The organism is Oceanobacillus sp. FSL H7-0719 (assembly GCF_045040795.1).
In the GTDB taxonomy this organism is placed as follows: domain Bacteria; phylum Bacillota; class Bacilli; order Bacillales; family Amphibacillaceae; genus Oceanobacillus.
In genome coordinates, this window is the sequence record NZ_CP150301.1 from 2,991,731 (window position 1) to 3,006,322 (window position 14,592).

Sequence of the window (14,592 nt, forward strand, 5' to 3'; positions counted from 1 at the left end):
TATCCAAACAACCGTATTCTGCACTCCAAACCTTTTCTATTACTATTGTGGAAGGGAATAAGTGGGGCAGACTTAAGATCGAAATTAATGATCTTCACGAGGATGAGGAAAGAGTCGCTGAGGAAGTACATAAATTTGGAATTAAGAAATAATAAAAATGAGCTGTATAAGCTTTCTTTCCCAAAATATAACAACGTCTTTACATTTAAGACGTTGTTTTTTTTGTTTAAAGTATTCCTCCGATTGAATAGAATTGCACCGAATCTCATCATTACTTTGAATATAATTGCTTTTTGCATATTCGTTATAAAAGTGAAAGGTTTTACCTAACTTGCGTGATAATACCTAAAAGTATTAGTTCATTACTACCAAATAAAAGAATTTATTGTTATAATCACTATATAATTACTTTATTAAATAGAAAAACGAGTAAAAAGAACTGGGTCTTAAGTTGTGTTTCGTTGGATTATTTTACGACGCAAAAGTAATGCTATTTAATGAAGAGAAAGAAGGAAGAAAATGAAAGCTAGCAAAAAGAGAAAGCGGTATGAAAGGTTCAATTGGCTTCGCAAGAGTATATCTACAAAAGTAGCAATGGCACTCTTTGTTGTTATTTTTATAGTATTTTCTGCAACAGGACTCTTTATACATACTTACACGAAGGCACAATTAATTGAAAGTGCAGAAACAGATTTATCAATCAAAAGAGATGCGATCGCTTCAAAGGTGGATAGTATGTTTAAAGAGAAAGCGATGATTGTACGGCAAGTTGTGACGAATCAAGAGATTGTAAAGTACTTAAATACAACTGATTCAAGAGATCAAGCTTTAAAAAATGAGTATTATGCAGGGGTTTCTCAAGCACTTGATGAGGTAGTTGAGACTGATGATGCCATTGCAATGGCTTGGGTTGCAAGTAATCATTCGAATTTTTTAATTGGCAGTAATAATGTACTGTCTGATCCAAGCTTTGATATAGAGAGCAGACCATGGTACGAAGACGCTGTAGCGGAAGAAGATGTCTACTTTACAGAGCCTTATATGGATGAAGTGTTTGGAAAAATAATCTTGAGCGCGATGACTCCAATCAAAGAGAATGGCAATACTATTGGTATTGTTGCAATTGATATCTTCCTTGATGAACTCCCTGTACTTATGGATACTTATAAAATGGGGGAGACAGGTTATTCATTTTTAATTGCAAATGATGGTACGATTTTATACCATCCAAATGAAGACTATATTCTTGAAAAACAATTACAGTCTTTTAAAGGTGAATTTGGAGAGATTGGCAATAAGATGATTGCTGGCGAAAAAGGATTACAGCTAACGAAAATGGATAATGGTCACGAGTATATTGGATACTCACCAGTTATATCAACTGGCTGGTCTATTGGAACAGCTTTACCGGAAGATGAAGCACTTAGCGGGCTTGATACGTTTACTTATAAGATGATATTATTCTTCGGGATTGCTTGCCTAATCCTTATAATCATGGTAGTTTTCTTATTGAAATTTATGCTGAAAAAAATTCCTCAAATTACAAAAGTGATGAAAGAACTAGAGCAAGGCGATTTAAGCGAGAAGGGTTTACAAGCTAAATCTGCAGATGAAATAGGTCAATTAGTACATTCTACTAGTGAAATGAACCACACACTGCGACAGCTGGTGAGTAAGATTAAAGTTGTAGCTGAAACTGTCAGCAGTAAGAGCGATGAGCTGACCCAATCTGCTGGTGACGTAAGGTCGGGATCTGAACAAGTAGCAACTACAATGCAGGAATTGGCATATGGTTCAGAGTCACAAGCGAATACAACGAGTGATCTATCAGCATTGATGGTCAGTTTTAAAGAAGATACAGGTAGGGCACATACGAACAGTAATCAAATTTATAATTCTTCTAATTTAGTATTAGAGCATACAAATCAAGGTAGATACCTAATGGAGAATTCTACAAAACAGATGGAAAAAATTGATCAAATTGTTTATGATTCTGTTAGAAAGGTAGAGAATCTGGATACACATTCGCAAAAGATATCTGAACTAGTCTCTATTATTAAGGATATCGCAGACCAAACAAATTTATTAGCTTTAAATGCAGCAATTGAGGCTGCGAGAGCTGGAGAGAGTGGTAAAGGGTTCGCCGTAGTTGCGGATGAGGTGAGAAAGTTAGCAGAACAAGTTGGATCATCTGTAGCTGGTATAACAGACATTGTAGAAAATATCCAAGGTGAAACGAACCTGGTTACTACTTCATTACGAGAGGGCTATAGGGAAGTGCAAACGGGGACAAGCCAAATAAAGGAAACTAGGGACACCTTCCAAACAATCAGTGTTTCGGTAACCGAAATGGTTGCAGGTTTAAAAACAATTTCTGATAATCTCTCTATGATTTCAGCAAATAGTGAAAAAATGAATGTCTCTATCCAAGAAATTGCCGCAGTCTCTGAAGAGTCAGCTGCAGGGGTCGAGCAAACGTCTGCCTCTGCACAGCAAATCAGCAGCTCTATGGAAGAAGTTACATTAAGCTCAGATGAACTTGCTGGTTTAGCCGAAGAATTGAATGAATTAATACAGCACTTTAAAATTTAAGAGAAAGAAAACACAATCTTCTAGACTGACATAGTGATTTGAGACAACGATAAAACACCTTCTTAGGCTACCAGTTTTCCATAATCTAATGGGATTGGTAGTCTAATTTTTCTTTAATTCGTTCGTTATCGTAGGATAATATGTATTTATCTACACGATAAATCACATCACATGTAGATATAGAATTATACTTCACATCCTGAAATTCTTCTGATTTTATACTTGAATGGAATGATTCAATTACTGCATTGTTCCCAGAGTTTCCTTTCCTAGACATACTGCTCACAATATCCTTGTCCTTTACTAAATGTTGATAGGCCTAGGAAGTATATACAGAGCCTTGATCAGAATGGGTGATTACACCTGCAGGGTTTCTTCGCACTTCCCCTGCTTCCTTAAGTGTATCAATTACCAAATCTGTCTGTTAAAGAAAAAGCTATCTTCGTTGTATGCAAAAGCAGCATAAACGAAGATAGCTTTTTTTTAATAACCTACAATCAACATAATAATAAAGTAACCAACCATTGCTACTAAACCAACTGGGAATGCGAACTTTGCGTATTCCAGACTTGTGATTTTTAATTTACCAGCAGCAATAATATTCGGGATATTCCCTGGAATTAGCATACCTCCACTAATCATTAATCCCATCAAAATTGCACGGATTGTCGGTTCACTCATAGCTGGACTAATTTCAGCTGCTGCAAGAGTTGCGTTATCTAAAATGGCAGACAGGATATTAATCCAGTACAAAATTAACGGACTCAGATTGAGTAAATACTTTTCAATAAAAGGTTCAAATCCAGCGCCAAGGAATGTTAAAGCCATGACGAAAAGGTATATTTTAAAGCTGCGAATAATAATTTCTGAATAGGATTCAACCTCGGATTCACCAGATGATTTCGATAGTTTTTGCTCACCTGGAACCTTAATTGCAAAGGCCGCTGCTATTCCGAAAATGACTACGAAAGGAATAACGGACGAACCAACAAGTTTAAGCAGGTAAAAGAAGTCTTCATTAAGCTTGCCAACTACGATTGTTGAAAGTGGTTCACCAATTGGTGTTAATGCTGCACCTAGTCCAATCGCAAAACATGCAAGGATAACAAGACGTATCTCAGATTTACGATCCAAGCGTAAAATCGCAACAACAGAAGCGAGAATTATTGCTGCAACAATAGCTGTAATCATACTTGAAATAAGACCTAAGATGATTACAAATAGCGCGATAAATAGGCGATAAGGCAGTGCTCTGCTGATTCCAAGTATTCCCTTTTCAATTGGACCTTTAAACCAGCGGAAAAGCAGTCCTGCAATTAAAACGGCAATGGTAATATTTATTGGGTGAACCAATGCTTCCTTAATTAATGGCCAATCAAGAACTTGGCTGACGAGCACTGCTGCGACACCCATAATAAATAGAAATACTTCCAGATTTTTTTCTACCAATTTGGTAAACGGCAGAAATAGAACTAAAAGTAAAATGATAACTAACCCTATAATCATTATGTACTCCCCTTTTCCAAAGATTCTATTCGTTTTATCTATATAGGATTTGTAATTCTAATATATCTATACTACCACTTACAAATAAATTAGGAAATAAAATATTCCGTATTTCTAAGCGATAAATTTGAAAATACAAGCTAAATATCCCATTTTTCAATAATATCGGAAAATGGTATAATGCAATTACGATTACTTTTCCTTTTTTAGAATGGGGGAGCTCTAGTGCTCGAACTTTTAATAACAATGGTTGAGAGAATTGGCGTTATTGTAACGATTGCTTTTATCTTAACGAGGTTTCGTTTTTTGCGCAATATGCTGAATCAGGAACAGCTGGATAAGCGTCAGCAATGGACAGCTATCCTATTCTTTGGATTCTTTGGAATCATTGGGACATATACGGGTCTCAGCGTCAGCTCAGAAAGCTTGCAATTTAGCCGCTGGGCAACCGATTTGGCGACGGAAGAGGCAATTGCCAATTCACGTGTAATCGGGGTAGTCATTGCTGGTTTGTTAGGTGGTCCAAAGGTAGGGATTGGTGCTGGACTAATTGCAGGTGCTCATCGATTCACTCTCGGTGGTTTTACCGCAATAGCCTGTGGAACAGCAACGATTATTGCTGGGATTTTAACAAGCTTATTATATAGAAAACATACACGTGTTAAGTTGCATACTGCATTTTTGATTGGAGCATTAGCAGAAGCTTTACAAATGTTGATTATTATTTTGGTTGCTCGCCCATTTGAACAGGCATGGGATCTTGTTAATATTATCGGAATACCAATGATTGTGGCGAATGGCTTGGGGACAGTACTCGTGCTGCTTATTATTAAAAGTGTGCTCTCTGAAGAAGAAAAGGCAAGTGCGGTCCAAGCACAAAAAACATTGCGAATTGCTGATAAGACCTCAGCACATTTGCGCAGCGGATTGCACACAGAGTCTGCAAAAGCAGTTTGCAATATTATTCATAGAGAAATTCGTACAAGTGCAGTATCGATAACCAATACTGCAGATATTTTGGCGCATATTGGCTTAGGAGATGATCATCATAGAAATTCCTCGCCTATTAAAACGAAAGTTACACAAGCAGCGATTAGTAAAGGTGAGTTAATGATTGCTGATGTGGAGTCTATTCATTGTGCCTTCAAGAGCTGCCCGCTAAGAGCTGCATTAATTGCTCCACTTAAACAGCAAGGGAAGGTTGTTGGTACACTTAAGTTCTATTTTAGCTCAGAAAGTGAAATCTCTGATGTAAATATTGAACTTATCAATGGTTTAAGTGCGATGATGAGCCATCAACTCGAATTAGCTGCAGCAGATCAAGCATTCCAACTAGCCAAAGAGGCTGAAATAAAAGCATTGCAAGCACAAATCAGTCCACACTTTTTATTTAATACATTAAATACAATTATTTCGTTGACAAGAATTAATCCGTTGACAGCAAGAAAGCTCTTAATTTCCCTCTCACATTTTTTACGCGGAAATTTAACATCTACGACAGCTTCACAGATTACGCTTGAAAATGAAATGAAGCATGTTAAAGCTTTTCTTGAAATAAAAGAGACGAGATTCAGTAATAAGCTGAATGTAGATTACAAAATAGATGAGACATTGTTGTCGCATTATGTACCGCCATTAACATTGCAGCCAATCGTTGAAAATGCTATTCAGCATGGCTTTAGAGATATGGATAAAGATTGCGAACTTGGAATCAGGATTCAAAAGACAGCTGGTAAGGTTACTATTCAAATTGCGGATAATGGCAGCGGTATGAGTGAAGAAACAGCGCAGCAAATTAATCAGTCTCCAGTCGATTCGGATAAGGGAAGCGGACTTGCTCTCTATAATGTGAATCGCAGGCTGAAAATGATGTTCGGGGAGATTGCAATGCTTCAAATCGAGAGTAAGAAAGGGAAAGGAACAAAGATACAGTTTTCAATCCCAATAGAGGAGGCAGCTGAAAGATGGACCGGGTAATACGTATGCTGGTTGTAGACGATGAACCGTATAACCGAGAGGAATTAAAACACCTGCTCAGCCTTATGTCTGAGGTTCAGATTATTGGAGAAGCTGAATCTGGAGAAGAAGCACTAATGAAGGCGATTCAACTTACACCTGATGTTGTTTTCCTTGATGTAGAAATGCCGAAAATGAATGGGATGCAAGCAGCAAAAGGGATGCGTGAACTAAAAAACCCACCGCTTATTGTTTTTGCCACTGCATATCCCGAATTTGCAGTTGAGGCTTTTCGTTATAATGCGATTGACTATCTATTGAAACCCTATGAAGAAGAACAGATAGAAGAGACTGTTCAGCGAATTGGAGCTGCATTAGCACCTATGCATAATCCTTTACAAGATAAAATGAAGGGAAAACTTGCAGTTCAAACGGAAGGGGAAATATCTTATTTGCGTCCAGAGGATATTTTATATTTATCACGTGAAGATAATCATTCTACAGTAGTAACGAGATACGGAGAATTTGAAACGAAACAATCTCTGAAAGAACTGGAGGTAAAACTGGAAAGCTTTGGATTCTTCCGTATACATAAGAGTTTCTTAGTGAATTTACATTATATCAGGCGTTTAATCCCATGGTTTAATGGCGCTTACCATTTAGAACTAAATGGCACGGATGAAAAACTATCGGTAAGCAGAAACTATGTGAAGGCTTTGCGAGCGAAATTAGAATTGTAGCCAATTGGCAGATCCTACGTTCGTTTCGCTGCAGTCTTAAAGGTTTTCCCTCTTGCATCTTATTTCAATAAATCAACATGTTAATTATTGTTTTCTGCCTTTCAAATGAAAACGCACTCATTTCTATTGAGCTGTCTTATAATGATGGAAATATCAGAGAAAAAGGGGGATAACATTTTGTATACGTTTCTTGGGGGAATAGCACTTTTAATCATTGGTTATTTTACGTATGGAAAATTTATCGAGAAAATGTTTGGGGTTAAGGATGAACGGCCGACACCGGCTTATGTAAATAGTGATGGTGTGGACTATATTCCAATGAGCACGCCGAAAAACTCTCTCATACAGCTTCTCAACATTGCTGGAACTGGACCGGTTTTTGGTCCAATTATGGGAGCCTTGTACGGACCGGCAGCTTTTATCTGGATTGTAGTAGGTTGTATATTTGCTGGAGCGGTGCATGATTACTTAACTGGAATGATTTCAATTCGTAATCGCGGCGCACATTTGCCGGAGCTTGCAAGTAAGTTCCTTGGTAAAGTGATGAAGCATGTTGTAAACGGTTTCTCAGTCTTGCTTCTTCTTTTAGTTGGAACGGTATTTGTTACAACGCCAGCAGATTTATTGAGCTTATTGACAGATGGGAAAGTAGCTGCATGGATTTTCGTTATTTTTATTTTTGTATACTACGTTATTGCTACAGTCCTTCCAGTGGATAAAGTCATTGGGAGACTGTATCCATATTTCGGTGCATTACTATTAATTAGTGCGCTTGGAGTAGGAATTGGTTTAGTTGTTACAGGGGCATCAGTTCCAGAGCTTACTTTTGAAAATTTCCATCCTGAGGGAGCGGCAATTTTCCCGCTATTGTTCTTTACAATCTCATGTGGGGCTTTATCAGGATTTCATGCAACACAAACACCGATAATTTCCAGGACGACAAAGAAAGAAAAAGAAGGACGTAAAATTTTCTACGGTATGATGATTACTGAAGGTATTATTGCGATGATTTGGGCAGCAGCAGCGATGAGCATGTTCGATGGCTATAATGGTCTGAATGAAATACTTGCTGCAGGCGGACCAGGTGCAATTGTCCGTGAGTCTTCTACCGTTTTATTAGGTGCAATTGGCGGGACGATTGGTGTACTGGGTGTAGTTATATTACCAATTACTTCTGGAGATACGGCTTTTCGCAGTGCGCGCATGATTATTGCAGATTATCTTAACATCGCACAACGCAAGCTTTCCAACCGCTTTTGGATAGCTGGTCCATTATTTGTGATTTCGGCTATACTGACACAGGTCGACTTCAATATCCTATGGCGATACTTTAACTGGGCAAACCAGTCTACAGCAGTGATTGCACTGTTTGTAGGTGCAATGTATTTATTCATCGCCAGAAAAAACTACTGGGTTGCACTTATTCCAGGAACGTTTATGCTCGTGATGGTTATAACTTATATTTTGTCACAGCCGATCGGTTTTAATTTACCAATGAACTATTCATGGGCAGGTGGCTTTATAGGTGCAACAGCAATTGTTATCTTATTCTTCAGCGCAGCCAAGAAACAAAGGGCAAAAAATATACCACTTGAAGTAGACGTATCTGACTACGCAGCATAATAGCAAATATAATTTAAGTGAGACATTTGAGGAAAACCTCCAAATGTCTCACTTTTTTGATGTTAAAAATCCAAATAAGTGATAAAATAGAACTAGGAATAAAATACTGTCAATTTTTAGTGGTGAAATTAAGAACCTTGTTTAATCAAGTATGTAAATGATTCATCCTGATAATAATAGGTATTAGTAACTAAATATATTGTAAATAATATATATTTATCTTAGGAGTGGCAAAAAATGGGTATTATTTCATTTGTAATGGGAACAGAGGTGCATAAAACCTCGATAGTTGATATGGTCAGCGAAATGCTGCCAGAGCACAAAGTAATTCATTATAAGAATGCTTTTATTGATGATCTATTTCAATCAAACGAATCCAGTGACTTAATTGTTCTTGATTTGGAAGCGCATATTTCCTTAAGGGAGGTAATCCGCAATTACAGATATTCCAATACAAAAATTGCCGTTATACTTCCTGAATCGGAAATAGCTGAAATCGATGATTATATGCGATTCTCGCTTATGGGGTTTTTTAGTGTAAATATGGATGTCCATGAGATTGCTGATGGTATTAAATATATGCTGAACGATATAACTTACGTTCATCCGCGTGTGGCTGCTAAACTATATGAAAATTATAAACAGCTATTTTACAAGGAAGTGAATCGCCCAATCGATTTATTAACAAGAAGAGAATGGGAAGTTCTGGGTGAACTGATTAAGGGTTATCAAAATGAAGAAATTGCAGTCAATTTAAGCATATCGGATAAAACGGTAAAAAACCACATTACTTCTATCCTTGCGAAGTTAGGAGTAAAGGACCGCACAAATGCAGTTTTGCTTGCATTGCATGAAAGGTGGTTTTATCTCTAGTTATTTAATAGTAGGCAGCATCTGCTTCAAAAATGCTGCCCCTAATAGACTCTATGCTATCTTATTGTTGTCGCTTTTCTTTTTCTTAGCGAGTAAAAGCATAAATATTGGATAGAGAACACGATAATACCAAGCATTCCAAGGTTGATAGGGTACCAAAATCCATCACCAAGTAGATCCAATGGAGAATTGGTTGTTGGTGTATCTGATAAATAAAGATAGTTCGCTTCAAGCCAAGGATTGATGAAAAAACCAATAATGAGAGCATACAAGACTAAATATAAGTATGTCCAAAGCATTGATTTAACAGTAATTGTATAAGGTTTCATGGTTGCTAAGAAGATACTTGTTAAGGAAATTGCCATATGATGGATGAAAAACTTAAAAAACCTGAAATTGGGAAAATCATAAGGCAGTTCTGGTGTGATCATGGCTGCAAAGGCCGGAATTAATCCAATAAAGAATGTGATTGCAATTAACTTTTTATTTAATGTTAATAAAGCTAATGCACCAGTTAAACTGGCGATTCCGCATAAATGGAATGGGAGACTATCTTTCCAAATTCCATGTACTGCAGTCCAGCTTTGATAAGTCAGTTCCGAACTAATTAATAGAATAAAGAGCAGCCAGCGCAATGTTTGAATAAACTTATTATTTGACCAAATTTCATTGCTAAAATAAAGAATGAAGAAAACACTTATGAAAAAGAGCGATAGCATGATAAGATGGCTCGTTCCAAAATTACTAAACGGTTCACCATTTTTGGTCATAAACCATTCCTTCATTTGCTCAACTCCTTATAATCAGGTTGTTTTCATACATAAGGAAAAAGACGCTCTTTCTACACAATTATTGTATAAAGAGAGCGTCTTTTAAGTTAATTAACTGCCAATGATATGGAAGCCCGAATCAACATGAAGTACTTCGCCAGTAACTCCTCTAGAAAGTTCACTTAAGAAGAATAATGTTGCATCTCCAACCTGGTCTTGATCCACATTACGTCGGAGTGGAGCTTTTTCAACAATAACATTTGCCTTTTCATTGAAGCCTGAAACTCCTTTAGCAGATAATGTCCGAATTGGTCCAGCCGATACTGCGTTTACGCGAATGTTATGCTTACCAACATCTTCAGCTAAGTAGCGCACACTTGCTTCAAGTGAAGCTTTAGCAACCCCCATAACGTTGTAGTTAGGAATGACACGCTCTGCGCCGAGATATGTTTGGGTTACAATACTGCCGCCTTCCGTCATTAATTCTTTCGCAGCTTTTGTAACTGTAACGAGTGAATACGCACTAATTTCTTGGGCAAGCAAGAAACCGTCCCGTGAAGTATCCGCATAGTCACCTTTTAATTCTTCGCGTTTCGCGAAGGCAACGGAGTGTACAAGACCATGAATGACGCCGACTTTTTCTTTCATTTCATTAAAAGCATCTTTAATACTATCGTCACTTGAAACATCGAGTGATACGATTAATTTAGCAGGGATATCATTCTCTTCTAAAAGCTTTACTAATTTTTTATATGATCTTTCTTGTCTATTTGTGAAAATTAGATTTGCTCCAGCATGATGCAAGGACTTTGTAATTCCCCAAGCAATACTTCTTTCATTCGCAACTCCCATTACTACAATATTTTTTCCTTCTAATAAACCTGACATGGTATACCTCCAAATAAACAGTTTTATCTATTATAACCCATGTTTTTGGATTAGAGAACCAATATTCTATTTAAAGGTTTTTATAAGAAAAGCAGGAAATTCAATTATTAAATGGGAGTAATTTGAAGAAAAATAATTCTGAAAACAGTTAAAAGGCATTGTTGTATCAAGGGATTCCTAATCTTTACCGAGAAGAGTTAAAAGAAATATAAAATAAAGTAATAATTTCCCTTTACAAAGTCGAAATAACTCGATATAATGAAATTCGTTAGTTTGTGATTCGGAAATCATAGATTATAACATGTTATCCAGAGGCCCGTTGGTCAAGCGGTTAAGACACCGCCCTTTCACGGCGGTAACACGGGTTCGAATCCCGTACGGGTCACCATTATTACTACTTGGAAATAACTTACTTCTCAGGAAGGCTTTTTTATTTTCAATGAGTTAATTGAAAAATACATATTACCAGTGAAGGAGGATTAGCTCAGCTGGGAGAGCACCTGCCTTACAAGCAGGGGGTCGCAGGTTCGAGCCCTGCATCCTCCACCATTTCGAACAAATATGCAACACGACGAGCTAACGAACAGCTAGTTCAAGAAAACTAACCAGAACAACTTATTATAATGCCGGCCTAGCTCAATTGGTAGAGCAACTGACTTGTAATCAGTAGGTTGGGGGTTCAAGTCCTCTGGCCGGCACCACTTTAAATTTATTTTGTATATTACAAAGTGATTTGTAAATAATACATTCGGAGGGGTAGCGAAGTGGCTAAACGCGGCGGACTGTAAATCCGCTCCCTCAGGGTTCGGCAGTTCGAATCTGCCCCCCTCCACCATTTAATTTTGTTGGGCTATAGCCAAGCGGTAAGGCAACGGGTTTTGGTCCCGTCATTCCCCAGGTTCGAATCCTGGTAGCCCAGCCATTTTTTGTTTTAAAAACAAGGAATATGGGAATAAGTTACATAACATTTCATTCGGTTACTGTTTGTGAACAAATGAACATCAGTGTGTAATGAGAGCCATTAGCTCAGTCGGTAGAGCATCTGACTTTTAATCAGAGGGTCACAGGTTCGAATCCTGTATGGCTCATACGAAAAAGAATTTGAATTGAATTTCATAACTTGCAAAAAATAAACAAGGCTGTTCATTTGTGGCCTTGTTTATTTGCAATTTATAATGAATTTTAACATAATAGATACAGAATTTTAATAAAAACTCATATGGATATAAAAAATAGTAGCTGTTCCTATAAAAAATATGGCATAACATGTTATAATCTAGGTTGAGAAAGTTTATCGCAGTGTAACTGGCTGTTTGGTTGTAAAGCAGGTTTTAGAACCTGATAATAAAGAAACTAGATTACTTATAATTGTATATAAAGGATGATCTACGATGAAGTCGTCCAGAATCTCGGGATTTTATAAAAAGACAGTTGATGAAAGAAAAAGAATAATTAAGGAAATGTATCCATTTACAGAGGAAGAACTCGAAGAAATAAATTCGAATGCACCTTTAACTGTGGACACTGCTGACAAGATGATAGAAAATGTTGTTGGCACTTTTCAATTGCCATTAGGTTTGGGGTTGAATTTCCTCATTAATGGGAAAGAATATATAGTACCAATGGTGATAGAAGAGGCTTCTGTTGTCGCGTCTGCGAGCCATATTGCGAAGATTGTTCGCGATGCTGGCGGCTTTACTGCAGATTCATCAGAACGGGTAATGATTGGACAAATTCAAGTCATTGGCTGTCAGGACTTTTATAAAGCAAAAGCTCAAATTTTAAAACAAAAACAAGCACTGATTCAGGCGGCAAATGATGCTTTCCCAAGTATTGTAGCGCGTGGTGGCGGTGCAGAAGATTTAGATGTGCGAATTTTAAATGAAGAAGCTGACTCTAAATACAGCACAATGCTCGTTGTTCATCTATATGTAAATACTGTAGATGCAATGGGGGCAAACTTGATAAATACAATGGCCGAATCAATTGCACCATTAATAGAAGAAATTACTGAAGGTAAAGTTTATTTGCGAATTTTATCGAATCTTGCTGATCGAAGCCTTGCACGTGCACGTTGTGTAATTCCGCCACATTTATTAACAACAGGGGATTTCTCAGGTGAAGAAGTACGTGATGGAGTCATTCACGCCTATGAATTTGCTGCATCGGATCCTTATCGGGCGGTTACACATAATAAAGGTATTATGAATGGAATTGATCCAGTAGTAATCGCAACTGGAAATGATTGGCGTGCAGTAGAAGCGGGTGCCCATGCGTATGCCGTTAAGGACGGCAAGTATGGCTCGATGACAACTTGGTCAAAGGATTTAGAAGGAAATCTTGTGGGAGAGATTGAACTCCCAATGTCAATTGGAACGGTGGGAGGCGCCACTCGTGTACATCCAATGGCAAAACATGCGTTACAGCTCTTAGATGTCAAATCTGCTAAGGAATTAGCTCAGGTGATCGTTTCTGTTGGTCTTGCTCAGAATTTAGGTGCTCTAAAGGCATTGGCAACAGACGGTATTCAGAAGGGACATATGAGCTTACATTCTCGCTCTGTTGCTATAGCAGCAGGTGCTACAGGGGAGATGATTGATATCATTGCAGAAGAATTGGTTAAATTAAAAGATATCCGTGTTGGAAAAGCTAAAGAATTGGTGGAAAAAATAAAAATATGAGTGCAGAAAAAGTATCAACTTCAGAGAAAACAGCTATTGGCATAGCTCATAGTAAGTTAATATTAATTGGAGAGCATGCGGTTGTACACGGACAGCCGGCAATTGCAATTCCATTTCCTTTAATTGGTGTTGAAACCATGATTGAATATGTACCAGGCGCGGTTAAACTCGATAGTGCTTTCTACTATGGACCGCTCCATTTAGCTCCGAAATCATTACATGGTATTGCGAACTGTATTAAAGGCACACTGGATTATCTGGAGATACCTGCTCAAGATTTAGTTATTCGCATTAATTCATCAATACCTCCTGGCAAAGGACTTGGTTCTAGTGCATCTGTTGCTATTTCTGTTATTCGCTCGTTATTTAATTATGCGGATCGCGAATGCACAGAAGAAGAATTGCTGCAATTGGCGAATATTGCCGAAACGTATGCCCATGGATCGCCAAGCGGAATTGATACATTAACAATCACAGCTGATACTCCAATTTGGTTTGAAAAGAATCAGCCAATCACAAAAATTGAAATTCAGGAAGACTTTCACTTTATTGTGGCAGATTCCGGACAAGATGCAGATACAAAATCCGCGGTAGCCTCTGTTACGAGCTTATTGAAAAAGGCTCCAAGAAAAATCCAGCGAAAGATAGATCGAATTGGACAACTGACTCATGATGCGAAGGGTGCTTTGGAAAAAGCGAGCAAACATTTTCTTGGACAGCTGTTAAACGAAGCGCAAAAGGAACTTGAATTTCTAGGTGTTAGTGATGCAGTATTAAATCGCCTCATCCAATTTGCCAGAAGTGAGGGCGCGCTCGGTGCTAAGCTTACTGGTGGCGGTAATGGCGGATGTATTATTGCTCTGGCCCAAAACGAAGTGCATTCTAAGCAGCTGGCAGAAAAATTGAAAAAATTCGGTGCACAATCTGTTTGGCCGTTTGTTTTGAAAAAACAAGATTAATATG

11 protein-coding genes and 6 tRNA genes are annotated in these 14,592 nt (G+C 37.8%); 13 read left to right on the forward strand and 4 right to left on the reverse strand.

Annotated features, from left to right (window positions below):
* Positions 1 to 519: 519 nt before the first annotated feature.
* A complete protein-coding gene (locus NST93_RS15285; protein WP_405098492.1) occupies positions 520 to 2,592 on the forward strand; it encodes a methyl-accepting chemotaxis protein in 2,073 nt (690 codons plus the stop codon).
* Between the two features lie 85 nt (positions 2,593 to 2,677).
* On the opposite strand, the gene NST93_RS15290 is transcribed toward NST93_RS15285, so the two are convergent.
* Both NST93_RS15290 and NST93_RS15295 read right to left on the reverse strand, forming a co-directional pair.
* A complete protein-coding gene (locus tag NST93_RS15290) occupies positions 2,678 to 2,869 on the reverse strand; it encodes a hypothetical protein (protein ID WP_405098494.1) in 192 nt (63 codons plus the stop codon).
* A gap of 206 nt (positions 2,870 to 3,075) precedes the next feature.
* On the reverse strand, positions 3,076 to 4,098 hold the full coding sequence (locus tag NST93_RS15295; protein ID WP_405098496.1) for a DUF1646 family protein: 1,023 nt from the start codon (positions 4,096 to 4,098) through the stop codon (positions 3,076 to 3,078).
* Positions 4,099 to 4,323: 225 nt separating this feature from the next.
* Here NST93_RS15295 and NST93_RS15300 point away from each other — a divergent pair, with 225 nt between their 5' ends.
* The 4 genes from NST93_RS15300 (at position 4,324) to NST93_RS15315 (ending at position 9,290) form a co-directional block, all read left to right on the forward strand.
* The gene (locus NST93_RS15300) at positions 4,324 to 6,075 is read left to right on the forward strand and encodes a LytS/YhcK type 5TM receptor domain-containing protein (protein ID WP_405098498.1); all 1,752 of its coding nucleotides are present in this window, start codon (positions 4,324 to 4,326) and stop codon (positions 6,073 to 6,075) included.
* On the forward strand, positions 6,063 to 6,794 hold the full coding sequence (locus NST93_RS15305; RefSeq protein WP_405098500.1) for a LytR/AlgR family response regulator transcription factor: 732 nt from the start codon (positions 6,063 to 6,065) through the stop codon (positions 6,792 to 6,794). Before NST93_RS15300 ends, NST93_RS15305 begins: the two co-directional genes overlap by 13 nt.
* Positions 6,795 to 6,971: 177 nt before the next feature.
* Entirely contained in the window at positions 6,972 to 8,417 is a 1,446-nt protein-coding gene (locus tag NST93_RS15310) for a carbon starvation protein A (protein ID WP_405098502.1), read from the forward strand.
* A gap of 237 nt (positions 8,418 to 8,654) precedes the next feature.
* Entirely contained in the window at positions 8,655 to 9,290 is a 636-nt protein-coding gene (locus tag NST93_RS15315; protein WP_405098504.1) for a LuxR C-terminal-related transcriptional regulator, read from the forward strand.
* A gap of 56 nt (positions 9,291 to 9,346) precedes the next feature.
* Here NST93_RS15315 and NST93_RS15320 read toward each other — a convergent pair whose 3' ends face one another.
* The gene (locus tag NST93_RS15320) at positions 9,347 to 10,075 is read right to left on the reverse strand and encodes a TIGR02206 family membrane protein (protein WP_405098506.1); all 729 of its coding nucleotides are present in this window, start codon (positions 10,073 to 10,075) and stop codon (positions 9,347 to 9,349) included.
* 96 nt (positions 10,076 to 10,171) lie between these two features.
* Complete coding sequence (fabI, locus tag NST93_RS15325; protein WP_405098508.1) at positions 10,172 to 10,948, reverse strand: enoyl-ACP reductase FabI; 777 nt, start codon at positions 10,946 to 10,948, stop codon at positions 10,172 to 10,174.
* Positions 10,949 to 11,261: 313 nt separating this feature from the next.
* Between fabI and NST93_RS15330 the strand changes: the two genes are divergently transcribed.
* The 8 genes from NST93_RS15330 to mvk all read left to right on the forward strand — a co-directional run bounded on the left by NST93_RS15330 (position 11,262) and on the right by mvk (position 14,588).
* Positions 11,262 to 11,336 (forward strand) — tRNA-Glu (locus tag NST93_RS15330).
* 85 nt (positions 11,337 to 11,421) lie between these two features.
* Positions 11,422 to 11,497, forward strand: a tRNA-Val gene (locus tag NST93_RS15335).
* A 76-nt stretch (positions 11,498 to 11,573) separates the two neighbouring features.
* A tRNA-Thr gene (locus NST93_RS15340) sits at positions 11,574 to 11,649 on the forward strand.
* A 49-nt stretch (positions 11,650 to 11,698) separates the two neighbouring features.
* Positions 11,699 to 11,783: transfer RNA gene (locus NST93_RS15345), tRNA-Tyr, on the forward strand.
* A gap of 11 nt (positions 11,784 to 11,794) precedes the next feature.
* Positions 11,795 to 11,870 (forward strand) — tRNA-Gln (locus NST93_RS15350).
* 93 nt (positions 11,871 to 11,963) lie between these two features.
* Positions 11,964 to 12,036, forward strand: a tRNA-Lys gene (locus NST93_RS15355).
* Between the two features lie 303 nt (positions 12,037 to 12,339).
* Positions 12,340 to 13,629, forward strand: a complete 1,290-nt coding sequence (locus NST93_RS15360; RefSeq protein WP_405098510.1) for a hydroxymethylglutaryl-CoA reductase, degradative — start codon at positions 12,340 to 12,342, stop codon at positions 13,627 to 13,629.
* Positions 13,626 to 14,588, forward strand: a complete 963-nt coding sequence (gene mvk, locus NST93_RS15365; protein ID WP_405098512.1) for a mevalonate kinase — start codon at positions 13,626 to 13,628, stop codon at positions 14,586 to 14,588. The genes NST93_RS15360 and mvk overlap by 4 nt, the downstream gene beginning before the upstream one ends.
* Positions 14,589 to 14,592 lie beyond the last annotated feature (4 nt).